The following is a 25,100-nucleotide window of genomic DNA, read 5'->3' as shown; positions in this document are numbered from 1 at the left end:
TACGACCGTTGATAGAAAAGAGGCGAGGCGCATGGCGGTGCAAAGAAGGAATACCAAGCAGCGAAAGCTGGTTCTCGACGCCGTGCGCCAAAGCTATAACCATCCCACCGCCGACGAAATTTACAACGTCGTGCGCGCGCAGGATGACAAAATCAGCCGTGGTACGGTCTACCGCAATCTCAATCTCTTGGCCGACGCCGGCGAGATCCTCTCCATCAAGACGCCGGGCGGAAGTCGCTTCGATCGCACCATCGAGCCGCACGCACATATCATCTGCACCTCGTGCAGCCGCGTCATCGACGTACCGCTCCCCTTCGATGCCCAGATCGACGCCAAGGCGTCCGAGCAAATCGGCTGGCACGTCACGTCGCACTACACCATCTTCGAGGGTCTCTGCCCCGACTGCCGGTAAATGTTTGGAACATGCCTTAAATCCACCTTTTCGCACTTTGCAGCAAAAAATAGATTTCTAGGTATGTCCCGAAAACCTACTCGGCGAGCAGACGGCGCAGCTCCTCTTCGACCGTGCGCACGTAGCGGACGTGGTCGTTGATGCCGCGCATAGAGGGATTGCAGCTCTCCATTAGATAAGGATGGCCCACGACGTTGAGCATGTCGCGGTCGTTTTCGTTATCGCCAAACGCCATCATCTCATCGGGCGAAATACCCAGGGCACGACCGTAATCGGCAAGCGCGGAGCCCTTGCCCGAACCGAAACCGATAAAGTCCGTCCATTCGGTTCCCGACGTCATCACGTCAACACGGTCGCTAAAGAGGCGCTCGAAATACTCCAGGGCCGCCGGCTGATCCACCTCGGGCATCTGGAAGGCAATCTTAATGACGTCCTCGTCGATGTCCTCGGGACGGCCGACCACCGCCACATCGCAGTGGACCTCATAGCGCAAATGGTCGACGAACGCATCGTTGCCGCTTATGGTGTAGAGGTGCCCCTCGCAGGAAAGGGTAACGTCGGCATGGGGGTAGGCGACCACGGCATTCGCGATATCCATCGCCAGGTCACGCTCCATAGAGCGCTTGACAACGGCACGCCCCTCGCTCATCACCAGGGCTCCGTTTTCGCATACATAGGCGAGCTCATCGGCCACCGGGGCAAACAGGTAGCGCAAGCTCGCATATTGACGGCCGCTCGCCGGCATAAACACGATACCGCGACGATGCAGTTCATCGATGAGTTCAAAGGCCTCGGAACGCGGCTCGCGCTCCCCCGGATGCAGCAACGTGCCGTCCAAATCGCATGCAATCAGCTTGATTCCCTCAAGACCCATATGCTTCCCCAAAGCCTCCTATCAACAGCAAGACGGACCTTGATTGGTCGCCCCTCAAAGCCCGCCTTGCGTATATACGCGCTTAGCCGCGCGTCTTTTTTACGATGGTAAAGTCGGGAGCCATGCTCACGACGGCCTCCGCCGCACTCGATGCAAAGCGCCGGTCCGCATCGAGTTCACGGGTAACCACCGAGAGCCGAACACCCTCGACGCCCCGGAGCATGCGGCCCAAAACAGGCTGCACCGGCGTATACATGCGCACGGTATGCTCGTCCGAATCGCCTCGGAAAAGCGGCGCGTGCATATTGCCGATCTCCCAGCACGCATGCGCGAGCGCAATCGGATCCATGCGGTCGACTTCGACCAAATAAACCTCGGCGCTGCGCAGGCGCACGACAACCGCCACGGGCACCATGCCCGAACGGTCGATGGCGAGCACGTCGCCATCGGCAAGACGACCGCCGTCGGCAGCATCCAGCCGAACATCGATCGTGCGCCCCAGCTCCGTCACGCCCGCAAACGCGCATACATCAGCCCGGTCCCAATCGAACAGTAGCTCGTCAACTTCAAAGACGCCGCCCAACTTCCGGCGAAGCAGGAGTTCATAGGACGGATCGTTGAGATTTCCCAAGCATGTCGTCGAAACCAAGCGTTCAGGCATACTCTAACCCTCGACCTCAACGAGCTCGATATCAAAGTTGAGGTCCTTGCCGGCCAGCTCGTGGTTGGCGTCGAGCGTCACAGCCTCGGGCGTTACGTCGATGACCACGGCGGGAACGGGCATACCGCTCGGCGTGGACAGGAAAAGCTTCATGCCCTTCTCGATCTGCTCGATGTTGGGAACCTGTTCGGCCGGGAAGGTCAGAACCATCTCGGGATTGTGCTCGCCGTAGGCATCGGCAGCAGGAATGTGCACGGTCTTCTTCTCGCCCACCTGCATGTCGACAACAGCGGCGTCGAAGCCCTTGATCATCTGACCGGCGCCGCAGGTGAACTCCAGCGGCTCGCCGCGATCGTAGGAGCTATCGAACTGCGTGCCGTCATCGAGCGTGCCGCGATAATGGGTCTTGACCTTCTTGCCCTGGTTGGACATGGTAACCTCCGTGATAAGGGCGGCGCACAACGCGGGCCGCCGTGAACATATGGCGCTAACTATACCCTAGTCATACAATTCAATGACAGTTTGCAAAGAAACGCTGCAACCGGAGGAACCATGGCATATCCCGTATTTGACCTACACTGCGACACTGCCGACCGAATCGGCTGGGCCACGCTCGATCTCGACCTGCGCTTTACCGCCGGCACCGACGGTTATTTCCCCGGCGACGAAACGCATCCGCAAGATTTCGACCTCATCGAGGGTAACGCCTGTGCCATCTCGCTCGCAAAGATCGGCAACACGCCGTGGGCACAGTGCTTCGCCACGTTTGTCCCCGACGAGATTCCCACCGCCCACGCCGCGCGCTTCCAGGCGCAGATCATGGCGCATATGAGCGGCCAGGCAATGCTCAACCACGACCGTATGGTCAACGTGCGCAGCGCCGCAGACATTCGCCCCGCGCTCAAGGACGGCAAGGTCGCTTGCATCCACACCATCGAAAACGCCACGTTCTTTGCCGAGGACCCCGCGCTGATCGAGGTGCTCAAGAGCCTGGGCGTGCTTATGTCGTCACTCAGCTGGAACGCGCAGGGACCGCTCGCGAGCGGCCACGACACCCACGCCGGCCTCACCGCCGCCGGCATCGAGGCGCTTACGCAGATGGAGCACGCCGGCATGGTGCTCGACGTCTCCCACCTCAACGATGAGTGCTTTGACGAGGCCGCCGCCCGCGCCACGCGTCCCTTCGTCGCCAGCCACTCCAACTCCCGTGCGGTTTGCGGCGCCAAACGCAACCTTACCGACGACCAGTTCCGCACCATTCGCGACATGGGTGGCATCGTCGGCCTCAACTACTGCAGCGAGTTCCTTTCCAACGACGCAACCGACAAGACCGCCGCAGACGTCACCTTCGACCAGCTGGCGGCGCATATCGAGCACTGGCTCGACCTGGGCGGCGAGGACGTCATCGCGCTCGGCGGCGACTGGGACGGCGCCACGGTGCCCGCTTTCCTCTCCGATGCCAGCAAGATGCCCGAGTTCCAGAACATGCTTTCCAAGCATTTTGGCAAGACCGTGATGCAAAAGCTCTGCAGCGACAACGCGCTTGCCTTCTTCGAGCGTTATTAATTTCACATCCCTTGAGCGGGCCGGCATGCCGAACGGTCGACATGCCGGCCCGTCCCCGATCTGAAGGACCGCTTTTGACGCAGCAGTTTACGATTTCCGCATCCCGACCGGATGGGACGACCATCCCCGTCGTCGTTACCAAAAAGCGCGTCAAGAACTTCAACCTACGCGTCACATCGAGCGGCGAGGTCCACGCCAGCGCACCGATCGGCGCCAGCCGCGAGCGTATCGAAGCGTTTGTGAAGCGCAACAGCGCCTGGATTATCAGCCGACTTGCCCAGCGCGAGCAACGTCAGGCGACGGCACGAGAGCCGCTCAGCCCCTCGTCCATCATTGCACTTTGGGGCAAGCCCATCACGGTACAGGATGCACTCGATCACAACTTTGCATCACCCGCACCGCGACCCAAACAGGCCACCTTCGCAAGTTTTATGGGTACCGATGAATCGGACGAAGGCCCACAGGCCAAGCGGCACGCAATCCTCGACGGCCTAACGTCCGATGAGCTCCAAGCCCGTATCGACCAGCTCTATGCAACCGAGGTCACCACGGCACTGTACGATATGGTGCACGCGTACGAAATCGCAATGGGCGTCACCGTGGCCCGCGTCTCCGTGCGCAGCATGAAAACGCGCTGGGGATCATGCACGCCCAAGACCGGCGCCATTCGCATCGCGCGCGAGCTCGCCGCCTACCCTGTCGAATGCCTCGACATGGTTGTCGCCCACGAGCTCGTCCATCTGCTCGAGCCGAGCCACAATCAGCGCTTTCACGCCCTGCTCGACACGTACTGTCCCAACAATAGAGCACTGTCTCAGCGGCTCAAGCAGCCACCCCTCAACAAGCTCTAGCGCCGACTAGCGCACGCGCTCGATCTCGACGCCGCAGCTTGCCAGGGGCAGGCCAACAGGAGCCCACGGCTTATCGAGCTTTATGCGCACACCAAGCAGCGAGGGATAACGGCGCAGCAGCATCTGGGCTGTCCCCTCGGCTGCCGCCTCGATGAGCTTAAACGTATGCTCGCGCAGATAGCCATCGACATCGTGGCACACCGAGCCGTAGTCAATCGAGGCATCCAGGTTATCGTGCTCCCCCGCCGCGCGCAGGTCGGCATAGAGCACCAGAGAAACGATGAACTTCTGACCCAGCGCGTTCTCCTCGGGATACACGCCATGGTTGGCAAAAACCTCAAGGCCGTCAATGACAATACGATCGGCATGGCGCAGATCGTCATAGCTCACGTGAGGCACCGCCGTTGCGGTGGATATTTCGCCCCTTCCACGGCGGGCGAGCTCAGCACCTTCAGTCTTGGTTGCATTCTCGGGCAGTTTTTTGTTACTCAACGCGATCGTCTCCTTCGTTTAGAACCCCGACCGCGCAAACTAACTACACGCGAATCGACAGGTTCTTTTTATCATCGCTCCAGTTGCAAGCATTGCGCGCGGGGCATGCAAAGCAGGCACGCGACGCTTTGTCGGCTGCATAGAGCAGACGCTCAAGCGGTTGGCTGTTCACGCGCAGCTTTCGATGGCCCAGAATGGCCGTCTTAATGGCTGCGGCATCGGCCGGCTCAAACGCCACGTCATCGGGCATGCCGCCGAGAATCGCATCAGCGACGCGTTCGCTTGCAACATCATGGGATATACCCGATTCATACTGTTCATCTTTGCCGATATCGTGAAGAAGTGCCGTGGCGTAGATGACCTCGCGGTCAAATTCGAGCTGTTCCTCGAGATTCTTGATCCACATAATGCGAGCGACATCGAGCAGATGGTCAATACCGTGGCGGCAGAAGATGCGCCCCGATTCCAACTGTACGATGTTACCCAGGTGCCGCCGGAACAGCCCGTTGGCACAAATGTAATCAATGCGAGGCATGGCACCAAAGGGGGCCAGGCCCGAAGCCATAAAGCCGCGACGCGACGTCCCCTCATCGGTCTTCGATGTAAAGTCGTTGACGACTCTCATGGTTAGCGGCCCAGCATCCTAAAGAAACGCTCCTCGAGCGCGGGATCGGTCTCAAAGACGCCGCGGCGAGCAAGCGTCACGGTCTTGGTGCCGGGCTTTTGCACGCCACGCATCGTCATGCACATATGCTCGGCCTCCATCAACACAATCGCTCCCTGGGGAGCGAGATAATCCATGAGGGCATCGGCAACCTGTGCGCACAGTTGCTCCTGCAGCTGAAGACGGCGGGCATAAACCTCAACCGTGCGGGCGAGCTTGGAAAGCCCAGCCACCCGACCGTTAGGGATATAACCAATGGCGGCCTTGCCGTAAAACGGCAGCAGATGATGTTCGCACAGCGAGTAGAACGTGATGTCGCGCTCGATAACCAAATCGTTCGAAGCGACGGCAAAGGTTTTGGACAGGTGCTCCTCGGCACTCTGGTCCATGCCGCCGGCGATCTCACCATACATACGGGCAACGCGCGCCGGGGTCTCCAGCAGGCCCTCACGAGTTGGGTCCTCGCCTATGCCCTCAAGCAACAGCTTAATGGCGGCCTCGACTTTTTCCTGATCGACCATCTGGGCCTCACTTTTCCGATTTCACGTTCGCGCTATGGTACCACGCCCTCCGGCATCGACCACAAGCTACATAGTATGGGTCGAATAGACCGGATCATCACGCCAAAGTTCAACCGCATCACAAAGCGCAACGCCCTCGCGCTCAGCACGGGCGCGCGTGGCGTTCATATCGATCACGCGCTGGTTACTCGAGCCCCTAAAACGCAACGAGATATCGTACAGATCTTGAACAAACGGGCCGTCCACCAACATATCAAGACAGGTAAGGATACGGTCCGTGACCTCGGTATGGTGGCGTCCTCCCGGCATAAGCTCCTCGAGCACATCGCCGGTAAAACACCAAATGGTCTTTCCTGACCCCGCAGGATAAGCGGCACGAACACGCTCGACAAACTCAACGAGTCCCGCCTGATTCTCAGGTTCCATAGGCTCGCCGCCCAAAATCGTCAGACCATCGATAAAGGGATGGTCGAGGCTCTCGATAATCTTGTCCTCGACGGCGCGATCAAAGGGCTCGCCCGCGGCAAAGTCCCACGCGACAGAGTTAAAGCAATTCTTGCACCCACGACGGCACCCACTCACAAACAGAGAAGTACGAACGCCTTCTCCATCAGCAATGTCGAAATACTTAATGTTCGCGTAGTTCATAAGTAACCTTCCTGGGGGTCTGGAGCATATCATCCCGTCCTCAAACATTCTCGGCCTGCGGCCTGCGAAACTGCGGGCGGGACGATATGTCCCGGCCTCATGCAAAAGGCAACTCAATGAACGAAGCGAACATCGAGTATAGGGTTCGAGGTCCAATAAAAACTGGGTTGCGGCTCAACCGCCATCGCAAGTAAATCGCAGCTGCAGCTCGAATTATTTCCGCTAAGAACTTCGAGGAGTGAGCAGACCGCATGCTGCATCTCAGCTACATCAACTTGGCCGCCCCGTAGCGAGGCCCCGGACCTTTGCTCGATATGAGTTCCGCACGAACAGGAGGCGCCAGTGGCGCCTCCGTCGTGAGCCAGGACTGTCCGAAATAGCGAGTAAAGGTCCGGGGCCTCGCTACGGGGCGGTCTGGAATGACTATTAGAGATGCAGCACGCGGTCGCGGATCTCCTCGGTTCGACCCTGGTTCCAGAACTGGGTACCGATGTAGCCGCACGTGCGACGGGCGACATTCATCTTCTCCTGGTCGCGGTTGCCGCAGCTGGGGCACTCCCACACCAGCTTGCCGTCATCCTCGACAATCTTGATCTCGCCATCGTAGCCGCACACCTGGCAGTAGTCGCTCTTGGTGTTGAGCTCGGCGTACATGATGTTGTCGTAGATGTACTGCATCACGCGGATGACAGCCTTGAGGTTGTCCTGCATGTTGGGAACCTCGACGTAGGAGATGGCACCGCCCGGCGAAAGCTGCTGGAACATGCCCTCGAACTTGAGCTTGTCGAATGCGTCGATCTCCTCGGACACGTGGACGTGGTAGCTGTTGGTGATGTAGCCCTTGTCCGTCACGCCCGGGATGATGCCAAAACGACGCTGCAGGCACTTGGCGAACTTGTAGGTCGTCGACTCCAACGGCGTACCGTACAGCGAGAAATCGATGTCGCTCGCAGCCTTCCACTCGGCGCACTTGTCGTTCATGCGCTGCATGACGGCCATGGCAAACGGCGTGCCTTCCTTCTCGGTGTGGCTGTGGCCCGTCATGTACTTGACGCACTCATACAGGCCAGCATAGCCCAGGCTGATGGTAGAGTATCCGCCCACGAGCAGCTTGTCGATCGTCTCGCCCTTCTTCAGACGAGCGAGGGCGCCGTACTGCCACAAAATCGGTGCAGCGTCAGAAAGCGTGCCCATCAGGCGCTCATGACGGCACAGCAGAGCACGGTGGCACAGCTCAAGGCGCTCGTCGAAGATCTTCCAGAACTTGTCCATGTCCTGATGCGAGCTCAGCGCGACATCAGGCAGGTTGATGGTCACAACACCCTGGTTAAAGCGGCCATAGTACTTAGGTTTGGTCGGGTCATAGTTCAGCGCGTTGGCGACATTGTTAAAGCCGTTGCCCGAGCGGTCGGGCGTCAGGAAACTGCGACAACCCATGCAGGTGTAGCAATCGCCGTTGCCGGCGGTCTCGCCCTTCGACAGCTTGAGCTCGCGCATCTTCTTCTCGGAGATGTAATCGGGCACCATGCGCTTGGCGGTACACTTGGCAGCCAGCTGGGTCAGGTAGAAGTACGGGGAATTCTCGTGAACGTTATCGTCCTCGAGTACATAGATAAGCTTGGGGAATGCCGGGGTAATCCACACACCGGCTTCGTTCTTAACGCCCTCATAGCGTTGACGAAGCGTCTCCTCCACGATCATGGCAAGGTCGTGCTTCTCCTGGGGCGTACGGGCCTCATTGAGATACATAAAGACCGTCACGAACGGCGCCTGGCCGTTGGTGGTCATAAGGGTCACGACCTGATACTGAATCGTCTGGACGCCGCGACGGATCTCGTCACGCAGGCGGTCCTCAACAACCTCGCGGACCTTTTCGGGAGATGCGGAAACGCCGAGCTCCTCGAGCTCGCGGGCGACCTCGCCGCGAATCTTTTGACGGCTCACCTCGACGAACGGGGCAAGATGGGTCAGCGAAATCGACTGGCCACCGTACTGGGAGGAAGCAACCTGGGCGATGATCTGCGTCGCGATGTTGCAAGCCGTCGAGAAGCTGTGCGGCTTCTCAATCAGCGTACCCGAGATAACAGTACCGTTCTGGAGCATATCCTCCAGGTTCACCAGGTCGCAGTTATGCATGTGCTGGGCAAAGTAGTCCGAATCATGGAAGTGGATCAGACCCTCATTGTGAGCATCCACGATCTCCTGGGGCAGCAGCACACGCTGAGTCAGGTCCTTGGAAATCTCGCCGGCCATGTAGTCACGCTGAACGGAATTGACGGTCGGGTTCTTGTTGGAGTTCTCCTGCTTGACCTCTTCGTTGTTGCACTCGATGAGCGACAGAATCTTGTCGTCGGTCGTGTTCTTCTGGCGCTTCAGGCTCTGAACATAGCGATAGATGATGTAATGGCGAGCGACCTCATAGCAGTCGAGACGCATGATCTCGTCCTCGACCAGATCCTGAATCTCCTCGACCGACACGGTGTGGCCCGCGTTCTCGCATGCCTCGGCGACGTTTTGCGCCGCATAAACCACCTGGCGGTCGGTAAGACGAGAGCTCTCCTCGACCTCCAAGTTTGCGGCGCGGATGGCATTGACGATCTTATCGATGTCAAAGACAACCTCGGTGCCGCTGCGCTTGATGATCTTCATCCTCTTGCCTCTTTCGCGTCGTAGCCTCATTGCGCTTCAGAGCCAAACGATGCCCGGCAGGGCCTGCCCCTGCCTTGCGGCGCCGTCGCGCAATCTGTGTTCTCGATAAACCATAAGCCTCCATGCGGACATTCCCAGGAGCCGATCAAGCGGTTCAGGGACACGTTCAAAAGAGGCAGTTAAGGTCTTCGTTCTCTGTCCGCCATCTATCATACGACAAAGAAGCATCTATATCCTGTATTCTTTTTTTAGGTCAAACACAACATATAGTGTTTCAGCAGGTCAAAGCAATTAGTCATTTTGCAGACGCATTAAAAATGAAGGGCTCTTGGCAGAGTGCTAAAACGTTATCAGCTCGACTACCTGCACGGCAGTTTTGAAACCCCCTCAACCGCGCCGCTGACAAATCCTACCAAAACCAAGCCGCTCACGCCAAAAGAATCCAAAAGATTATGCTTGACCAATATGTTGCGGTCGTGCCTTGCCGAGCCCCATGTAACCGCGGCACGAATCCTTGAAAGATATGTGTATGCAAACAGAGAAGATGAGAGTTTTCTCGGATGGCTACTGAGAAACATCCCAGAAGATCAAAAAACTCGAAATTTGGTGACGTATTTGGCGACCCATTTGGCGAGCAAAATAAAACAGCCCAGAGGCTAAGCCTCTGGGCTGCGAACATTTGGTGGGCGTTAGAAGATTTGAACTTCTGACCTCTTCCGTGTCAGGGAAGCGCTCTCCCCCTGAGCTAACCGCCCAAATGGAGCGGACAACGGGGCTCGAACCCGCGACCCCAACCTTGGCAAGGTTGTGCTCTACCAACTGAGCCATGTCCGCTTACGAGGATTAATCTTACGTGATACCCGCATCCTATGCAAGAACTTTTTTTGAAAAGTTTTGCGACGCCCTCTCGAACCTCGCGAAGACATCAGCCACCATGGAAAGCGCGGGCAAACGCAAACTCGCCGCAAGAGGCCCCCTACAACTCAGCGAGCATGATCCAGGCAGAGCTGTCCTGCGCAAGTCTGCCGTCTGCAAGCGGTGATGAGGTGAGCAGGACCTTGCCCGCCGGCAGCTCCACGGGTGCTGCACCGAAGTTCGTCACACACGCCCAGCCGTTGTCGCGGCGATAGGCGATGACGCCGCCCTCAGCGCCCTCGGCACCATCCGCAAGGCCGGTGCGCCCGTCAAGATCGAGCCACGCAAGATCGTTGGCGCACCCGCGCAGCTTGCGCCGCAGCCAGAGGGCGTCACGATAGAGCGCAAGCATCGATGTCGGGTCCGCTTCTTCCCTATCGGCAGCGTAATCGGAAAACCATGCAGGCTGCGGCAGATGGGGCGCCGCATCGGCGTCCGCCGGTGAAAACCCAAACGATCCGCCCTGCGTGGGATCGTCCGCTGCCACCCACGGCAGGGGCACACGGCAGCCGTCGCGCCCCTTCTCGCGCTTCGGTCCGTGCGTATTGGTCGCAGTAGGATCTTCGAGTGCGGCCCACGGGATATCGGCCACCTCAAAAAGGCCGAGCTCCTCACCCTGATACACGTATGCCGAGCCCGGAAGCGCCAGCTCAAGCAAAAGGGCCGCCCGCGCGCGGCGCTCGCCGAGTTCACGGTCCTCGTCATAAGACGACCCGTCGCGTAAGAGCCAGTCAAGCGCAATCTGGTGGTAGCGCGTCGCCTTGATCTGCGGCAGGGCGAAGCGCGTCGCCACGCGCGGCACGTCGTGGTTGGAGAGTACCCAGGTCGAGGCGGAATCGGATTCGATGGCCGCCTTCAAGCCCTCCTCGATTGCAGCGTGCATGTCATCATAGGTCCAAGTGGCCTTGGCGAACTCAAAGTTAAATGTCTGGCCAAGCTCGCTGGGGCGCGCGTAGAGATACTGGCGCTCGGGCAGCACCCACGCCTCGGCAACAGCGCTGCGCGGCGGATTATAGCGGTCGAACACGCGGCGCCACTCGCGATAGATCTCGTGAACCTCGTTGCGATCCCACAGCGGATGGGTGCCGTCGTCAACCATGTCATCGCCCTCGGCGAGATGCCACTGGTCGAGATCATCGCGGTCGAGATCCTTGGCGAGACCGTGCGCCACATCAATGCGAAAGCCATCGACGCCTCGATCGCTCCAAAACGCCAGGACGTCGCAAAAGAACGCGCGAACCTCGGGGCATGACCAGTCAAAGTCCGGCTGCTCGGGCGTAAACATGTGCAGATACCACTGACCGTCCGCAACACGCGTCCAGGCGGGGCCGCCAAAGTTGGCATTCCAATTGGTGGGAGGCAGCTCGCCATGCTCGCCGCGACCATCACGGAAGATATAGCGGGCGCGCTCGGGCGATCCGGGGCCGGCGGCAAGAGCGGCTTTGAACCAGGGGTGCTGGTTGGACGAATGGTTGGGCACGATGTCGACGATGACCTTGATGCCGCGCGCGTGAGCCGCGGCGATCATGTCATCGAAGTCGTCAAGCGAGCCGAGACGTGGGTCGACATCGCAGTAGTCCGCCACATCATAGCCGCCATCGACAAGAGGCGATGGGTAAAACGGGCTCAGCCAGATGGCCTCGATGCCCAGCTGCTCAAGATAGTCCATCTGCTGGGTAATGCCCGCGATATCGCCCAGACCCGAACCAGTCGAATCCTTAAACGAGCGCGGATAGATCTGATAGATCGCGGCATCGGACATCCATGGGCGCGACGAGGACTTTTCTGTAGCCATGGGATGAGTCTCCCTTGCAACGAGGTTTTGCGAGATGCCCACGATGATACGCCCAAAGCGGACATTCGCGGCAAACAACGCCACAGCCACGCCCCAAACGCTCGCTCCCTCTCGGGTTCGAGTCTCCTGGGACGAATCGATCGATCAGTGAAAAGAACGGAAGGCCCACTCCTCCGGCCACGACAGCGAGCGGGCTCCGGGTGCCCCAAGTTGCCGCGAAAGAGGAGGGAAGCGTACTTTATGTACGCGACCGACGATTGAGGGGCAAGATGGGGTGCCCGGGGCTCGCGCAGCGTCAACAAAAACGCGGTTCGTTAGAACCGCGTAAGATAGTTGGAGCGGACAACGGGGCGTCTGCGTATTCGCTTCGCGGATCCGCACCGGCTTCGGCCGCCTGCCGGCGTCTTCGCCAGCTCGCTACAAACGCTCCGCGTTTGCTTAACGCTCACTCCCTCTCGGGTTCGAGCCCATACGATGGGTACGAAAAAGCCCGGCTACCGTAGTAGTCGGGCTGTTGCGTTTGGAGCGGACAACGGGGCTCGAACCCGCGACCCCAACCTTGGCAAGGTTGTGCTCTACCAACTGAGCCATGTCCGCATATGTAAAACAAAACGGGCGCCGGAGCGCCCGGATGTTACCTGGAGGCGAAGCCCGGATTCGAACCGGGGGTAAAGGCTTTGCAGGCCTCTGCCTTACCACTTGGCCACTTCGCCGAAAAAGGACCGCCTAAACGGTCCGGAAATGCAATGGAGCGGACAACGGGGCTCGAACCCGCGACCCCAACCTTGGCAAGGTTGTGCTCTACCAACTGAGCCATGTCCGCTTGCGGGTTATTAATTTACGCGAGTTGTCCAAAAGACGCAAGTACTTTTTTCAAAAAACTTGTCTGCCGCATGTTCTTAGTAGCTAAACGCGCTAAAGCGATTGGCTAGGCACACGATTCCAGCGCTCCGCTAAACAGCTTCACCATCTGCACGCGCGTGCCGGCGCCGTCCGTACGACGAGCAACCTCCACGTTATCGACGAGCATACGCATAAGCTTGATACCACGGCCGCGCTCCTCAGATGCGACCGGTTCGCTCGTTTCATCGATAGAATAGCCGGCACCTCGATCAAGTACCTCGACCACAACGCGATCGCCATAGGCCTGAACCGTCAGGATGCACCCGATACCGCCCGCATGGTCATAGGCATTACCCAGCGCCTCCCCCGACGCCAACGCGACATCGTAGCGCTCGTCACGGCGCAACGGAAGCGATTCAAGGAGTTCGGCGATGCGATGTCGGTAGTATGGAAGATTCTCGATACCCTGACGGACCTCGACGCTCTTACTCCAGCGAGGCAGCTCCCCCACCGGAATGGCGGGAATAGACTCCCGTGCCGGCCCCGCGACATGAAGAATATCGACAAGACGGGCAATCTCCAAAAAGCGAACAACTTCACCTGATGCATTGACGAGCGAAAGCAGGCCTTCTCGCCTCATGAGCTCACGAGCGCGCGTAAGCAGGAATGCCAAGCCTGTCGAATCGATAAAGCTAACAGCCTGGCAGTTGATGACGACACGACGCACGCCGCGGCCAATCAAAGCATCCAACCGCCGACGCAGCGCAGGCACCGTGGCGATGTCGATATCGCCTGGTGGCGTCAAAACCACTATGTCATTCCACTCATTCATACGACCATGGTTCCCCAAAAAAGCCCACTCGATGCATTCGTTTCCCCAACCGTACGGATTCAGCCCGCCCAGCGTCGTCTATGAACGACCCCGTAAAAACTCAAGGGACACCAATGCAATGTCATCGTCCAGCGCCGATTCGGTAAATCGGTCAAGCTCGCCCAAGACCTTGCCGCAAATGCCCGACACGCCCTCACCCGAGACAGAGAGCAGAAGGTCGCGAAGGCGCTGCTCGCCAAAGAAAGCACCCGAGCGGTCACGCGCTTCGATTGTTCCGTCGGTGTACATAAATAGCATGTCACCAGGAGCGAACGTAAACACGCCTGTCTCGTATACCATGCTCTCAAAGGCACCGATTACCCCCGATTGGCATCCAAGCAGCTCGACCTCCCCCCCACGGGCCTCGCCGCCACCCAGCGGCATCGACTCTGGCCTGATGACCATGGTCGGAGGATGGCCCGCCGAACAATACGTTGCACGTCCGGCTTTAAGGTCAATCTTGGCGATAAAGGCCGTCACGAACGTCTCGACCCTTGAAAAGCCCATGAGCATGCTGTTAAGGGAGCGTGCCATGCGGGCCGGCCCAGCGCCCTCCCAGGCATATGCCGTCAGGGCCGTCTTGACGAGCGCGGACATCGATGCAGCCTCAATGCCTTTGCCAGACACATCGCCCAGAATCATGACGGCGCAATCGTCGGGAAGACGGATGAGCGTATAGAAATCGCCGCCGACCAACGCCGAGTTCGTGGCCGACAGGTACACCGAATCGGCGGCGATTCCCGGAACATCCCCCAGTGAATTTCTCATGCCAATCTGAAGGGTCTGAGCGATATGGCGCTCCTCACGCTTTTGAGATTCGCCTTCATAGATCAGTTCAAAGTCATGAGCCAAGTGCACCAAGTAGTCATATTCAAGGTCATCAATCGGCTCTTGGCTACCATCACGAAGCAGCAGCGCGCGCGTCGTCGGGCCCTTCGCAACAGAAGCAGGAACGATCGCGTCGTTACTGTGCTTGCCATCGCCCTCAGAGCGCGGGCGCCCCGCCTCGATGCCGGCGTCGACGTAGAGACCCTGGCAAGGCAGGCCATGCGCCCTAAGCCAGCCTCCCATAGGCATCGATTCGTCAACGCGAGTTAGACGGACGTGTTTAAGGTCCTCGGCGCTCGTGCCGCCCAAAACAGATGCCTCAAAGCCATCAGGGCCAGCCCCCAGACGTGCCGCTGGCGCCGTCGTGGAAAAGAAAAGCTTCTCGGGATCGTCCGGCAAAGCAACGCGACTGCCGCCTTCAAAATCTATGACGTAGGAATCCAGACTGGCGTCATACTCAATAGGGCAAAAATGGCAGTTGAGCATATTGCAGATCTCGGACGATACCGCCTGGGTAGCCGCGGCGGAATCGTCTAGAAAGGTAAACAACTCGTCACGCAAGACATTGAGCGAGCGGCCAAGCTCGGCCGTGCGACGGGAGCGAAGGCTCGATGCCATGCCGACCAGCTGGATAGACAGGTAATCGCAAATGACCTCGAGCACATTAACGTCATAGGCGAGCGGTGCCTGAGGGCGTTTCCAACCAACTTCCAGCACGCCAAGGATCTGCGTACCGTAAAAAACGGGAAGACAGATCTCGCTGCGGTACGGAGGCATATCCTGCATGCGCAACAGGTGCTTAGAACGATTGTCCAGATCCATGAACATACCGGAGGCGACCTTATCACCCTCAAGGTCCTGTTGAATCGACAAGCGACAGGCACGCGACTCACGAAGAACATACGTCGGAATGCCAGCGCCATACGGCAAAAACTCAGGCAGGTAGCTGTCGTACAGCTCCTTGGAAACACCGCGAAGTTTAAAACCACCGCTCTCAGAAAAATAGATAGCGGCACCCGAAGCATCGAGCGTTCCTACAAGCTGGTTCAAAACGGTATCAAGTAGGCTGGGCAGCTCATCGGAGCCCACGGTACTCATAATGACCGAGAGCGTGCCAGAGAGGCGCTTGTTCGCCACTCTAAGCTCCGAAAGCGCACGCTTGAGTTGCCGGTCGTGAGAATACTGTTCCTCGATACTGTGAAGCGCCACCAGGACACGTGGTGCGCGGCGCCCAAAGATGTGTGGAGGCGTTACGGAGCCCGCACGAACCAAGACGGGAATAAAAGAGCCGTCACTCAGCTTGAGCATCAGTTCGTTCTCGGAGCCATCAGTTTCAAATGGCAGACGATGTTCCGTCGCACGTTCAAAAGCGGACGAGTACAGGACGTCTTTAACATCTCCGCCGATGACGTCGGCGCGTTCCTCGCACATCAAACCAAGTAAGCGATTATTCACATGCAGAATGGTTCCGTCGAGCTCGCAGATGATGACAGCATCGCTCGTGATCTCGACTAGTTGGGCAACGTCTGCCCACTCGTTGCGTTCAAGCGTTTCCATCGTGGACCTCACCGTCTATCGGTAACAAAAAAGCCTCCGAAGAGGCTTCTCAAATGCGATGGTGTCGGAGGCGGGACTTGAACCCGCATGACCAAAAAGCGGTCACTAGCACCTCAAGCTAGCGCGTCTGCCAATTCCGCCACTCCGACATGCTATGTTATTGATTCGCGGTTCGTTTTGTTGGACCCGCGCGTTCAACGAGAAAGATAATAACCTATGATTCGAGAACTGTGCAAGCACTTTTTTCAAAAAAGTTTACGAATTTGTAAATGCGCTGGTAGACGGACCTGTTCGGGCCGGAATGAGGTTGCTTTCCAACGCGTCCTCGGGCATGCGGCATTATTTTGATTCGCGCTTCGCGCTACAAAATAATGCCGCCCCCTGCGGAATGCGTTGGAAAGCAACCTCATTCCGGCCCTAGGAGTATGTACTCCGGGCACAGTTCTCAAATATGTTCTGGGGCTGATATAAATTTAGTGGCTCGGCTTTGCCGAGCCCTTATATAAGGAGGCCGGAGCTTTTGCTCCGGCCTCACTAACTATCCCATTAGATTAAGTGAGCGATCAAGGAATCGCCCCCCCCCTGCATCGGTAACACAGAGCCCGTGCTGGACTTAGTTTTCAGAACATTCCGCAGACCAGGAAACCCCCTTATCCACAGCTCCGAAGGAGCAGGATAAGGGGGTTCCCATGGTCGAGGACGTTCTGAAAACTAAGTCCAGCACGGGCCCGGACAAACAGCCGACTACAGGTCGATGTGAGATTCCTTGATCGGGAACGGCTCCGCGAAGTGGCACGCGCAGCAGTGGCCCGGGGCAACTTCCTTAAACTCAGGAAGCTTCTCGGAGCAGATGCCCTGCGCGATCGGGCAGCGCGTGTGGAAACGGCAGCCGGTCGGCGGATCCAGCGGCGACGGCGGATCGCCGGCGAGGATGATGCGCTTGCGGGTCTTCTGAATATCCGGATCGGGAACCGGCACGGCAGATAGCAGCGACTGCGTGTACGGATGGTGAGGCTCGCTATAGAGCGTCTTCCAGTCCGAAACCTCGACCATCTTACCCAGATACATAACGGCAACGCGATCGGAGATGTGCTGCACGACGGACAGGTCGTGGGCAATGAAGAGATAGGCCGTACCGAACTTGTCCTGAAGTTCCTTGAGCAGGTTCAGAACCTGGGCCTGAATGGAAACATCCAGAGCGGAAACGGGCTCGTCGCAGATGATCAGCTTGGGCTTCAGAGCGAACGCACGGGCGATGCCGACACGCTGACGCTGACCGCCCGAGAACTCGTGCGGATAGCGGTTGATGTGCTCGGGGTTGAGGCCGACGACGTCCAGCAGCTCGCGGACGCGCTCGATTCGCTCTTCCTTGGTACCCACGCCATGAATGGTCATGGGCTCAGAGACAATCTCGCCGATGGTCATACGAGGATTGAGCGAAGCATAAGGATCCTGGAAGATAAACTGCATCTCGCGACGCATGTCCTTGATCTCATGCTTGCTCATCTCGGCAACGTCTTTGCCCTGGAAAAACACCTTACCGGCGGTCGGCTTGGTCAGGCGCATGATGGTGCGACCCGTCGTGGACTTACCGCAACCAGATTCACCAACCAGACCAAAGGTCTCACCAGGATAAATCTCAAAAGAGATGTCGTTTACAGCAGAGACGACGCGCTTGGAAAAACGCTTGGCGAACATGCCGGACTCTGCGGGGAACTCCTTAGAGAGGTGCTCGACCTTCAGCAGCGGAGTACGCTCGTTGGTATCTGCCATTACGCCTCGCCTCCCTTCTTAGAATCCTTGCGCGTACGGGACGTCTCAGGAGCGTTCTTGAGGAACTCGGGGTCACCGGAGTAGTGGCACGCAGAGTAATGACCGGACTCGGTGACAACGCGCTCGGGGCGCTGCTTGCGGCACTTGTCCGTCGCATAGGGGCAACGAGGAGAGAAGACGCAGCCCTCGGGCAGGTTCATGAGCGAAGGCGGGTTGCCGTGAATCGGCGTCAGCGGCTTCTTCTCTTCGATGGCCTGCTCCGGGATAGAGCGGATAAGGCCCCAGGTGTAGGGGTGGCGGCTCTCGTAGAAGATTTCCTCAGCAGTACCGAACTCGACGGGACGGCCGGCGTACATAACCATGATTTTGTCGGCCATATCGGCGACAACGCCCAGGTCATGGGTAATCATGATGATGGCGTTGCCGTTCTTCTCCTGCATTTCCTGCATAAGCTCAATAATCTGAGCCTGAATGGTAACGTCCAGGGCGGTCGTGGGCTCGTCGGCAATCAGAATATCGGGATCGCAGGCAAGGGCCATAGCAATCATGACACGCTGACGCATGCCACCAGAGAACTGATGCGGATACTCATTGACGCGCTTCTCGGGCTCGGGAATGCCAACGAGGTCCAAAAGCTCGGTGGCGCGCTTGAGCGCCTCCTGCTTGGAGTAGCCACGATGCAGACGAAGGCCCTCGCCCACCTGCTTGCCGATCTTATAGACCGGGTTCAAGGAGGTCATAGGATCCTGGAAGATCATCGCGATATCGTTACCGCGAATGTGCTGCATCTCTTCCTCGGTCATCTCGAGGATAGAACGACCGCGATAGCGAACGTCGCCGCCCTCAATCTTTCCCGGAGGCATCGAAATGAGGCCCATGATGGTCATGGCGGTCACGGACTTACCGGAGCCGGACTCACCGACGACACCCAGGGTCTCGCCGCGATCGAGTGTGTAGGACACACCGTCGACAGCGCGAACGACACCATCTTCGGTATGGAAATACATCTTAAGGTCATCGACCTCGAGCAGATGCTGGCCCTCGGGAACCGGCTGGTCCTTCAGGTCCACATAGTTCTTGTTCTTCTTCATCCTTATGCGTCCTTCATCTTGACGTCGAGGGCGTCGCGCAGACCGTCACCCAGCAGGGTGAAGGCGAGCACCGTCGAGAGAATTGCCAGACCGGGCATGATCATCATCCAGGGAGCAGTCAGAAGATACTGCTGACCGTCCTGAATCATGGAGCCCCACGAAGGCGTAGGCGGGATAACGCCCATGCCGAGGAAGGACAGGGCAGACTCGGTCAGAATAGCGCCACCAATGTTCATGGTCGCATAGACCACGATAGAAGCAACGGAGTTCGGGAAGATATGGCGCATAACGATACGCGCATCGGATGCACCCATAGCGCGAGCGGCGTCAACATAGTCGTTCTCTTTGACCGTCAGGATCGCGGATCTAAAGACGCGCGCAATCGAAGGCCAGCCGAGAATGCCGATGGCGATAAAGACATTCTGAAGACCACGACCGATAACGGCAATCATGGCAACAACGAACAGCACGTACGGGAACGCCAGGAAGATGTCCGCACAGCGCATGATGATCGTATCCCAGATGCCGCCATAGAAACCGGCCAGGGCGCCCATGACCAGACCGATCACCGTGGAGATGGCGGTGGCCATAATACCGACGGAAAGCGAAACGCGTGCACCGTAGATAACACGGACGAGAATGTCACGACCAAGAGAGTCGGTGCCAAACGGGTGCTCGGCACACGGAGCCAGCAGCGACGTCTCGGCCATGGTGGTCGAGTCAGAAGCCGTAGGAGAGCCGAGCCAGGGCTTAGCCCACAGATCGGCGGTCAGGGCGACCACAACAACGATGATGATCCAGCAGACACCGATAACGGCGAGCTTGTTCTTACGAAGACGCTTAAAAGCGTCGCCCCACAGCGTGCGGGACTTGGCGGGAGCAGATGCGGCCTTGGTGGCGGTAGCCTGCTCCTGAGACTGAGAATCAGTTTCCTGCATGAGACGTACCTCCCTTAGGCCTTATCCGACGGACCGCCAAGGCGGATGCGCGGGTCGAGGAATGCATAGCTAATGTCGACGAGCAGGTTGATCACCATAACGACGACAACAATGAGCGTAACGCCGCCCATAACGATGGGCCAGTCGCGCATGCTAATGGCGCGGTAGACCTCGAAGCCGATGCCGGGCCAGTTAAAGACCGTCTCGGTCAGGATGGCGCCCGAAAGCATGCCGCCGAAGTCGACACCAATATAGGTAACGACGGGGATGAGTGCATTCTTAAGCGCATGCTTGATAATGATCGCGCGATTGGAGAGACCCTTGGCCTTTGCCGTACGGATGTAATCCTGGTTCATGACGTCAAGCAGCTGCGAGCGCATAATGCGGGCGGCATAAGCGGTCGAAACCGAAGCCAGCGTAATGGTCGGAAGCACATAGTGCATCCAATCCTGATACTGAGAGCTGGAACCGCCGGCACCCGAGATCGGCATGGAGAATGCACCGCCCGTGGCGTCCTTGAGAATGACGCCAAAGAACAGCTGCAGCAACATACCGAGCCAGAAGGCCGGGACGGCAACGAGAATCGACGTGGTGAGCGTTACCAAAATATCCCAGAAGGAATAACGCTTAACCGCCGAAATGATACCCGCACCGATACCCATGATTGCCTCGAGCACGATGGCGCACGCGGCAAGTTTGACCGTATACGGATACTTCTGGGCAAAGATTTCCGTAACCGGCAGCTTGCGCTGGTACGAATTGCCCAGATCGCCATGAAGCAGGCCGTTCATGTAATACAAGTAACGGTCCACGAGCGACGTTTGAACGGGGTCGCCGTTCTCGTCAAGGATCGCGTTGCCGTCCTCGTCCGTCTGGACCAGGTGATAGCGAACGCGAAGCTGGAGCTCCACCTCGGGGGACAGAGCCTTGTCTCCACCGATCAGCTTGATCGGATCTCCCGGCACGATATTCTGGAGGGCGAACAGAATCAGCGTAACGCCCAAAAACACCGGGATGAACTGAAGCACACGTTTAACGATGTACTTACCCATACCACTCCCCTATCTAGGGATTAACCTAAATGGGATGCCGATCGCCAGACCGGCATCCCAAAATTACCATCAGCCAGTTTACCCCAGGTTAGGGAGAACTGTATGTTTCCCATGAGGTCTACGTAAATACTTGACCCTCACGGAAGCTGCAAAACCCTTAGGCGAGCTCGGCGGTACCCAGATCGGCGTGCTTCTGCGGATCAACATAGAGATGCTTGACGCGGTCAGAGCCAGCGATGGTGTGCGTGTAGAACATCACCGGGATAACCGGGCAGTCAGCAGCGACCATAGCGTCGGCCTCCCGCATCTTGGCGATGCGCTCCTCGTCATCAACCGTGGTGCGGGCCTCGTCGACCTTGGCATCGAACTCGGGGTTGCTGTAACCGGAGCGGTTGTCGCCACCGAGGGAGTCGGAGTGGAACAGCGGGTACAGGAAGTTGTCCATGATCGGGTAATCGGCGATCCAGCCCAGACGGCCGAACTGATAGTTGAAGTTCTGATACTGCTCGAGCAGGGCAGACCACTCAGGGGTATCGGAGACAGCGGTAACGCCAACCTTGGCGAGGTCGCCGATGATGGACTCCATGATCTCCTTGTGACCACCGTCCTGGTTGTAGGAAAGGGTCACGCTAATGCCACGATCGCCGTTAGCGCCAGCGGGAGCGACCTTGTCGAGGTACTCGTTAGCCTTGTCGACGTCATAGGCGCAGAACTCCCATGCGCCCTCCTTGTAGCCGGCGATTCCCGGAGGAACAATACCGTCGGCGGGGGTACGGGTACCCTTGAAGATGGTCTTGCAGATGGCCTCACGGTTGATGGCCAGGGAGATGCCCTTGCGCAGGTCGGCGTTATTGAACGGCTCGGCCGTGGTGTTGCAGGTCAGATAGTACGTGGAAGGCTCGGCACCGAGCAGCATATGCTCGCCGTCACCCATGGTGTAACCGTCCTTGGACTCGCCACGGTCCTTCTTGGCGGCATCGATCTGAGCAACGGGAACGTCGCAGACATCGAGGTTACCGGCCTGGAACTCCTTGTAAGCGGTCTCCATGTCCTTGATGACCTGGAAGTGGATGCCATCGATCTTGGCCTTGTCGCCATAGTAATCGTCAAACTTCTTGAGGTTGATCTCCTGGCCATCCTCCCACTTACCGTCCATCATGAACGGGCCGTTACCGACCGGGGCAAGGTAGAAGCTCTTGACATCGGACTCGGCGCACTCGGGAACCGGGGACAGAGCCGGGTGAGAGGCGACGAAGGGGAAGTCGGCGTAAGCGGAAGACAGCTTGACGACGAGGGTCTCATCGTCGGGGCAAGTAACACCGCTGAGCTCGGTAGCGTTGCCGGCAAGCAGATCGTCATAGCCCTCAACCATGGAAAGGTGATAGGAGACCTCGGAAGGACCATACTCGGTGGCGATGGCCGACTTGGTGTTGACTAGACGCTCCCAACCGAGCTTGAAGGACTTGGAGGTAACGTCGTCACCGTTGTGGAACTTAGCCTTCTTGATCTTGAAGGTGAACTCGGTGGCGTCGTCGTTAGCCTCAAAGGACTCGCAAGCCAGCGGAACGATCTCGCCCTTCTCGGGGTCGTACTCCGTCAGAGCGTCGAAGAGCTGGTACTCGACCTGAGTGCCCTGATCCTCCTGGACGTTGTAGGGGTCGATGCAGACCGGGTTGTTGATGTAGAAGTTCAGCGTCGAACCGGAGTCAGATCCGGAAGCGTCGCCGCCCTTCTTGCCGCATGCGGCAAGAAAAGCCATGGAGCTCGCAGCGAGGGTGCCGCCAACAAAGGCGCGACGACCCATAACGGGCTGGTGGAACATAGAATCAGCCATGCCATCCTCCTTATGAGATAGGACAAAGTGAATTCGGCCGGGCAACGTCGAGACAGCCCAATCGAACCATTCAAACGCGGTCCGCCGTTATGGCTGGTTATGCAGTGCGGGCCAACGTTTTGCAATACAGTAGCGCATTTTATGCACAATTTGGCGCTGATTCCGGTTAACGGTCGAGAATTTCTTTAGTTAGGCGAAGTATGTGGGGATATTTTGACTCTATTACAAGTCTGTAAACAAAAAGGGCCCCGCACATGCGGGACCCTTTACAAACGTATATACGCCGATGCTTAGTAGCCGACGATGCCCTGCGGGAAGAAGAACATGCACAGCACGACGCACACGGCAAACACAACAGCCATGATGACGGTCAGGCGGTCAAGGTTCTGCTCCATAACGCCCGTGGCAGAGGTGGAGTTATACAGAGAACTGGCGATCATATCCGAAACGCCGGTGCCCTTACCGGAGTGCATCAGAACGAGAATCGTCAGCGCCACGGCAGAAACAGCCCACACAGCAAACAGAAGAATCTGGAACGGACCCATAGATAAGCTCCTTAATAGAACAATTCAAACTCCAGTACTGTACCACAACCCCCAACACTCCCCATCTGCCATTTGGGGACGGAGTAGAAATGGCAGAAATACCAAAAGAGGGTTGCCCGGACGTGGACAACCCCCTTACAAGAAAACGATAGTTGTTTTCTTTAGGCCTCGGTGGCGAGCACGCGGCCCGTCATCTCGGCGGAAGGCTCGAGACCAGCCATGGTGAGCATGGTCGGAGCGATATCGGAGAGACGACCGTCCTCGATACCGGTGAGCTTGGCCTTCTCATCAACGATGATGAACGGCACACGGTTGGTGGTGTGAGCCGTGAACGGATGCTTGGAACCGTCGGAAGCAACGTCAAACATGTGATCGGCGTTGCCGTGGTCGGCGGTAATCAGCGCAAAGCCGCCCTTGGCGAGAATCGCCGGGACAACCTTGGACAGGGCATCGTCAACAGCCTCGACGGCCTTAACGGCGGCGTCGAAGACACCGGTGTGACCAACCATGTCGCAGTTCGCGAAGTTTACGATGTAGAAATCAGCGCGATCCTCGTTAATAGCAGCGACGAGCTTCTCAGTAACCTCCGGAGCGCTCATCTCGGGCTGCAGATCATAGGTAGCGACCTTGGGGGAAGCGACGAGCACGCGCTCCTCGCCCTCCTTGGGCTCCTCGATGCCGCCGTTGAGGAAGAACGTCACGTGGGCGTACTTCTCGGTCTCGGCGGTATGCAGCTGCTTCAGGCCGTTGGCGGCGATAACGTCGGCCAGGACGTTCTCGGGGAACGTCTTGGGGAAGGCGACCTCGACGTCAAACGTCGGATCGTACTCGGTCATCGTCACAAAGTGAGAAAGCTTGATCTGCTCGCGCTCAAAGCCGTCGAACTCCTTGTCCGTGAACACGCGGGTCATCTGACGAGCACGGTCGGGACGGAAGTTGAAGAAGATGGCCGCGTCGCCCTCGTGGATGCCCTCGTTGTGGGCAGCGAAGGGCTCGACGAACTCGTCGCCGCGCGGATCCTTCTCATAGTAGGCCTTGATACCGGCAACGGGGTCGGTATCGGCATCGGACGCGTTGACCATGACGTCGTAGGCGCGCTGGATGCGCTCCCAACGATTATCGCGGTCCATGGCCCAATAACGGCCCGAGACGGTGGCAACGCGAGCGTCGCAACCAGTCTCCTCGGAGATCTTAGCCAGGAAGGCGCAGAACTCACTCATGTAACCGGCACCGGACTGCGGGTCAACGTCGCGGCCATCCATGAAGGCGTGGACGCGAACGGTCTTGACACCATGCTCGGCAGCCATCTTGACCAGAGCCTCGACGTGGTTCATGTGAGAATGAACACCGCCAGGGCTCATAAGGCCCATGAGGTGAAGGGTCTTGCCGTCAGCCTTGACGTCGTCCATAGCCTTGACGAAAACCTCGTTCTTGGCGATGGAGCCGTCCTTGATGGCGTTGTTGATGCGCGAAAGCTCCTGGAACACGATGCGGCCGGCACCGATGTTGAGGTGACCCACCTCGGAGTTACCCATCTGGCCATCGGGAAGACCCACGTCCTCGCCCGAAGCGCCGAGCGTGGTGTGGGGGTACTTCTCGTACAGGCTATCAAGGAAGGGCGTCTTGGCAGCGGCGACGGCGTTCTCGCCATCGGCCGGAGCAAGGCCGCAACCATCCATGATGATCAGGAGTGCAGGAAGATGACGCTGTGCCATATGTC

21 protein-coding genes and 6 tRNA genes are annotated in these 25,100 nt (G+C 58.2%); 3 read left to right on the top strand and 24 right to left on the bottom strand.

The features are described 5' to 3' along the window. Nucleotides 1–31: 31 nt before the first annotated feature. Entirely contained in the window at nt 32–412 is a 381-nt protein-coding gene (locus DWW51_RS05440; protein WP_197032182.1) for a Fur family transcriptional regulator, read from the top strand. A 76-nt stretch (nt 413–488) separates the two neighbouring features. Here DWW51_RS05440 and DWW51_RS05435 read toward each other — a convergent pair whose 3' ends face one another. From DWW51_RS05435 to DWW51_RS05425, 3 genes are all read right to left on the bottom strand, one after another. Beyond that, nucleotides 489–1,286, bottom strand: coding sequence for an HAD-IIB family hydrolase (locus tag DWW51_RS05435; protein WP_117757384.1), 798 nt, complete (start codon nt 1,284–1,286; stop codon nt 489–491). A gap of 82 nt (nt 1,287–1,368) precedes the next feature. Beyond that, nucleotides 1,369–1,947, bottom strand: a complete 579-nt coding sequence (locus tag DWW51_RS05430; protein ID WP_089572974.1) for an urease accessory protein UreE — start codon at nt 1,945–1,947, stop codon at nt 1,369–1,371. Between the two features lie 3 nt (nt 1,948–1,950). After that, entirely contained in the window at nt 1,951–2,379 is a 429-nt protein-coding gene (locus DWW51_RS05425) for a peptidylprolyl isomerase (protein WP_035138874.1), read from the bottom strand. 120 nt (nt 2,380–2,499) lie between these two features. Between DWW51_RS05425 and DWW51_RS05420 the strand changes: the two genes are divergently transcribed. Both DWW51_RS05420 and DWW51_RS05415 read left to right on the top strand, forming a co-directional pair. After that, nucleotides 2,500–3,513: a dipeptidase gene (locus DWW51_RS05420; RefSeq protein ID WP_117773764.1), complete on the top strand. Its 1,014-nt coding sequence runs from the start codon at nt 2,500–2,502 to the stop codon at nt 3,511–3,513. 74 nt (nt 3,514–3,587) lie between these two features. Beyond that, a complete protein-coding gene (locus tag DWW51_RS05415; RefSeq protein WP_231501581.1) occupies nt 3,588–4,364 on the top strand; it encodes a M48 family metallopeptidase in 777 nt (258 codons plus the stop codon). Between the two features lie 6 nt (nt 4,365–4,370). Here the strand turns inward: DWW51_RS05415 and folB are convergent, their stop codons facing one another. The 21 genes from folB to gpmI form a co-directional block, all read right to left on the bottom strand. Beyond that, nucleotides 4,371–4,856 carry a dihydroneopterin aldolase gene (folB, locus tag DWW51_RS05410; RefSeq protein WP_055251396.1) on the bottom strand — a complete coding sequence of 162 codons (486 nt, stop codon included), beginning with the start codon at nt 4,854–4,856 and terminating at the stop codon, nt 4,371–4,373. Nucleotides 4,857–4,899: 43 nt separating this feature from the next. Then, a complete protein-coding gene (locus DWW51_RS05405) occupies nt 4,900–5,481 on the bottom strand; it encodes an HD domain-containing protein (RefSeq protein ID WP_172622418.1) in 582 nt (193 codons plus the stop codon). A 2-nt stretch (nt 5,482–5,483) separates the two neighbouring features. Beyond that, nucleotides 5,484–6,041, bottom strand: coding sequence for a GTP cyclohydrolase I FolE (folE, locus tag DWW51_RS05400; protein WP_022094399.1), 558 nt, complete (start codon nt 6,039–6,041; stop codon nt 5,484–5,486). A 66-nt stretch (nt 6,042–6,107) separates the two neighbouring features. Then, the gene (gene nrdG, locus DWW51_RS05395; protein ID WP_117773763.1) at nt 6,108–6,689 is read right to left on the bottom strand and encodes an anaerobic ribonucleoside-triphosphate reductase activating protein; all 582 of its coding nucleotides are present in this window, start codon (nt 6,687–6,689) and stop codon (nt 6,108–6,110) included. 426 nt (nt 6,690–7,115) lie between these two features. Continuing rightward, nucleotides 7,116–9,338: an anaerobic ribonucleoside-triphosphate reductase gene (nrdD, locus tag DWW51_RS05390; RefSeq protein WP_117773762.1), complete on the bottom strand. Its 2,223-nt coding sequence runs from the start codon at nt 9,336–9,338 to the stop codon at nt 7,116–7,118. A 680-nt stretch (nt 9,339–10,018) separates the two neighbouring features. Beyond that, nucleotides 10,019–10,093, bottom strand: a tRNA-Val gene (locus DWW51_RS05385). A gap of 3 nt (nt 10,094–10,096) precedes the next feature. Then, a tRNA-Gly gene (locus DWW51_RS05380) sits at nt 10,097–10,172 on the bottom strand. Between the two features lie 142 nt (nt 10,173–10,314). Beyond that, a complete protein-coding gene (locus tag DWW51_RS05375; RefSeq protein WP_231501580.1) occupies nt 10,315–12,048 on the bottom strand; it encodes a glycoside hydrolase family 13 protein in 1,734 nt (577 codons plus the stop codon). 521 nt (nt 12,049–12,569) lie between these two features. Continuing rightward, a tRNA-Gly gene (locus DWW51_RS05370) sits at nt 12,570–12,645 on the bottom strand. A 42-nt stretch (nt 12,646–12,687) separates the two neighbouring features. Further along, nucleotides 12,688–12,761 (bottom strand) — tRNA-Cys (locus DWW51_RS05365). Between the two features lie 34 nt (nt 12,762–12,795). Further along, a tRNA-Gly gene (locus DWW51_RS05360) sits at nt 12,796–12,871 on the bottom strand. A gap of 105 nt (nt 12,872–12,976) precedes the next feature. Then, complete coding sequence (locus DWW51_RS05355) at nt 12,977–13,723, bottom strand: anti-sigma factor antagonist (protein ID WP_117773761.1); 747 nt, start codon at nt 13,721–13,723, stop codon at nt 12,977–12,979. A 78-nt stretch (nt 13,724–13,801) separates the two neighbouring features. After that, nucleotides 13,802–16,147: a GAF domain-containing SpoIIE family protein phosphatase gene (locus tag DWW51_RS05350; RefSeq protein WP_117773760.1), complete on the bottom strand. Its 2,346-nt coding sequence runs from the start codon at nt 16,145–16,147 to the stop codon at nt 13,802–13,804. A 59-nt stretch (nt 16,148–16,206) separates the two neighbouring features. Then, a tRNA-Leu gene (locus DWW51_RS05345) sits at nt 16,207–16,296 on the bottom strand. A 595-nt stretch (nt 16,297–16,891) separates the two neighbouring features. After that, nucleotides 16,892–17,920: an ABC transporter ATP-binding protein gene (locus DWW51_RS05340; RefSeq protein WP_022094888.1), complete on the bottom strand. Its 1,029-nt coding sequence runs from the start codon at nt 17,918–17,920 to the stop codon at nt 16,892–16,894. After that, nucleotides 17,920–19,011 carry an ABC transporter ATP-binding protein gene (locus tag DWW51_RS05335; RefSeq protein ID WP_022094887.1) on the bottom strand — a complete coding sequence of 364 codons (1,092 nt, stop codon included), beginning with the start codon at nt 19,009–19,011 and terminating at the stop codon, nt 17,920–17,922. The genes DWW51_RS05340 and DWW51_RS05335 overlap by 1 nt, the downstream gene beginning before the upstream one ends. A gap of 2 nt (nt 19,012–19,013) precedes the next feature. Continuing rightward, nucleotides 19,014–19,949 carry an ABC transporter permease gene (locus DWW51_RS05330; protein ID WP_117640785.1) on the bottom strand — a complete coding sequence of 312 codons (936 nt, stop codon included), beginning with the start codon at nt 19,947–19,949 and terminating at the stop codon, nt 19,014–19,016. Between the two features lie 14 nt (nt 19,950–19,963). After that, a complete protein-coding gene (locus DWW51_RS05325) occupies nt 19,964–21,001 on the bottom strand; it encodes an ABC transporter permease (RefSeq protein ID WP_117758574.1) in 1,038 nt (345 codons plus the stop codon). A gap of 157 nt (nt 21,002–21,158) precedes the next feature. Further along, nucleotides 21,159–22,835 (bottom strand): ABC transporter substrate-binding protein, encoded by a 1,677-nt coding sequence (locus tag DWW51_RS05320; protein WP_117758575.1) that lies wholly within the window; start codon nt 22,833–22,835, stop codon nt 21,159–21,161. 290 nt (nt 22,836–23,125) lie between these two features. Continuing rightward, nucleotides 23,126–23,380 carry a preprotein translocase subunit SecG gene (gene secG, locus DWW51_RS05315; RefSeq protein ID WP_117773759.1) on the bottom strand — a complete coding sequence of 85 codons (255 nt, stop codon included), beginning with the start codon at nt 23,378–23,380 and terminating at the stop codon, nt 23,126–23,128. Nucleotides 23,381–23,541: 161 nt separating this feature from the next. Beyond that, entirely contained in the window at nt 23,542–25,095 is a 1,554-nt protein-coding gene (gene gpmI, locus DWW51_RS05310) for a 2,3-bisphosphoglycerate-independent phosphoglycerate mutase (protein ID WP_117773758.1), read from the bottom strand. Between the last annotated feature and the right edge of the window lie 5 nt (nt 25,096–25,100).

The organism is Collinsella sp. AF15-51 (genome assembly GCF_003462845.1).
Taxonomy (GTDB): Bacteria; Actinomycetota; Coriobacteriia; order Coriobacteriales; family Coriobacteriaceae; genus Collinsella.
This window is presented reverse-complemented; position numbering and strand designations above follow the sequence as displayed.

Excerpts from the sequence above, each read along its gene's own strand:
- DWW51_RS05440 (WP_197032182.1), top strand. The coding sequence starts at position 32 with ATGGCGGTGCAAAGAAGGAATACCAAGCAGCGAAAGCTGGTTCTCGAC.
- DWW51_RS05435 (WP_117757384.1), bottom strand. The coding sequence starts at position 1,286 with ATGGGTCTTGAGGGAATCAAGCTGATTGCATGCGATTTGGACGGCACG.
- DWW51_RS05430 (WP_089572974.1), bottom strand. The coding sequence starts at position 1,947 with ATGCCTGAACGCTTGGTTTCGACGACATGCTTGGGAAATCTCAACGAT.
- DWW51_RS05425 (WP_035138874.1), bottom strand. The coding sequence starts at position 2,379 with ATGTCCAACCAGGGCAAGAAGGTCAAGACCCATTATCGCGGCACGCTC.
- DWW51_RS05420 (WP_117773764.1), top strand. The coding sequence starts at position 2,500 with ATGGCATATCCCGTATTTGACCTACACTGCGACACTGCCGACCGAATC.
- DWW51_RS05405 (WP_172622418.1), bottom strand. The coding sequence starts at position 5,481 with ATGAGAGTCGTCAACGACTTTACATCGAAGACCGATGAGGGGACGTCG.
- folE (WP_022094399.1), bottom strand. The coding sequence starts at position 6,041 with ATGGTCGATCAGGAAAAAGTCGAGGCCGCCATTAAGCTGTTGCTTGAG.
- nrdG (WP_117773763.1), bottom strand. The coding sequence starts at position 6,689 with ATGAACTACGCGAACATTAAGTATTTCGACATTGCTGATGGAGAAGGC.
- nrdD (WP_117773762.1), bottom strand. The coding sequence starts at position 9,338 with ATGAAGATCATCAAGCGCAGCGGCACCGAGGTTGTCTTTGACATCGAT.
- DWW51_RS05375 (WP_231501580.1), bottom strand. The coding sequence starts at position 12,048 with ATGGCTACAGAAAAGTCCTCGTCGCGCCCATGGATGTCCGATGCCGCG.
- DWW51_RS05355 (WP_117773761.1), bottom strand. The coding sequence starts at position 13,723 with ATGAATGAGTGGAATGACATAGTGGTTTTGACGCCACCAGGCGATATC.
- DWW51_RS05350 (WP_117773760.1), bottom strand. The coding sequence starts at position 16,147 with ATGGAAACGCTTGAACGCAACGAGTGGGCAGACGTTGCCCAACTAGTC.
- DWW51_RS05340 (WP_022094888.1), bottom strand. The coding sequence starts at position 17,920 with ATGGCAGATACCAACGAGCGTACTCCGCTGCTGAAGGTCGAGCACCTC.
- DWW51_RS05335 (WP_022094887.1), bottom strand. The coding sequence starts at position 19,011 with ATGAAGAAGAACAAGAACTATGTGGACCTGAAGGACCAGCCGGTTCCC.
- DWW51_RS05330 (WP_117640785.1), bottom strand. The coding sequence starts at position 19,949 with ATGCAGGAAACTGATTCTCAGTCTCAGGAGCAGGCTACCGCCACCAAG.
- DWW51_RS05325 (WP_117758574.1), bottom strand. The coding sequence starts at position 21,001 with ATGGGTAAGTACATCGTTAAACGTGTGCTTCAGTTCATCCCGGTGTTT.
- DWW51_RS05320 (WP_117758575.1), bottom strand. The coding sequence starts at position 22,835 with ATGGCTGATTCTATGTTCCACCAGCCCGTTATGGGTCGTCGCGCCTTT.
- secG (WP_117773759.1), bottom strand. The coding sequence starts at position 23,380 with ATGGGTCCGTTCCAGATTCTTCTGTTTGCTGTGTGGGCTGTTTCTGCC.
- gpmI (WP_117773758.1), bottom strand. The coding sequence starts at position 25,095 with ATGGCACAGCGTCATCTTCCTGCACTCCTGATCATCATGGATGGTTGC.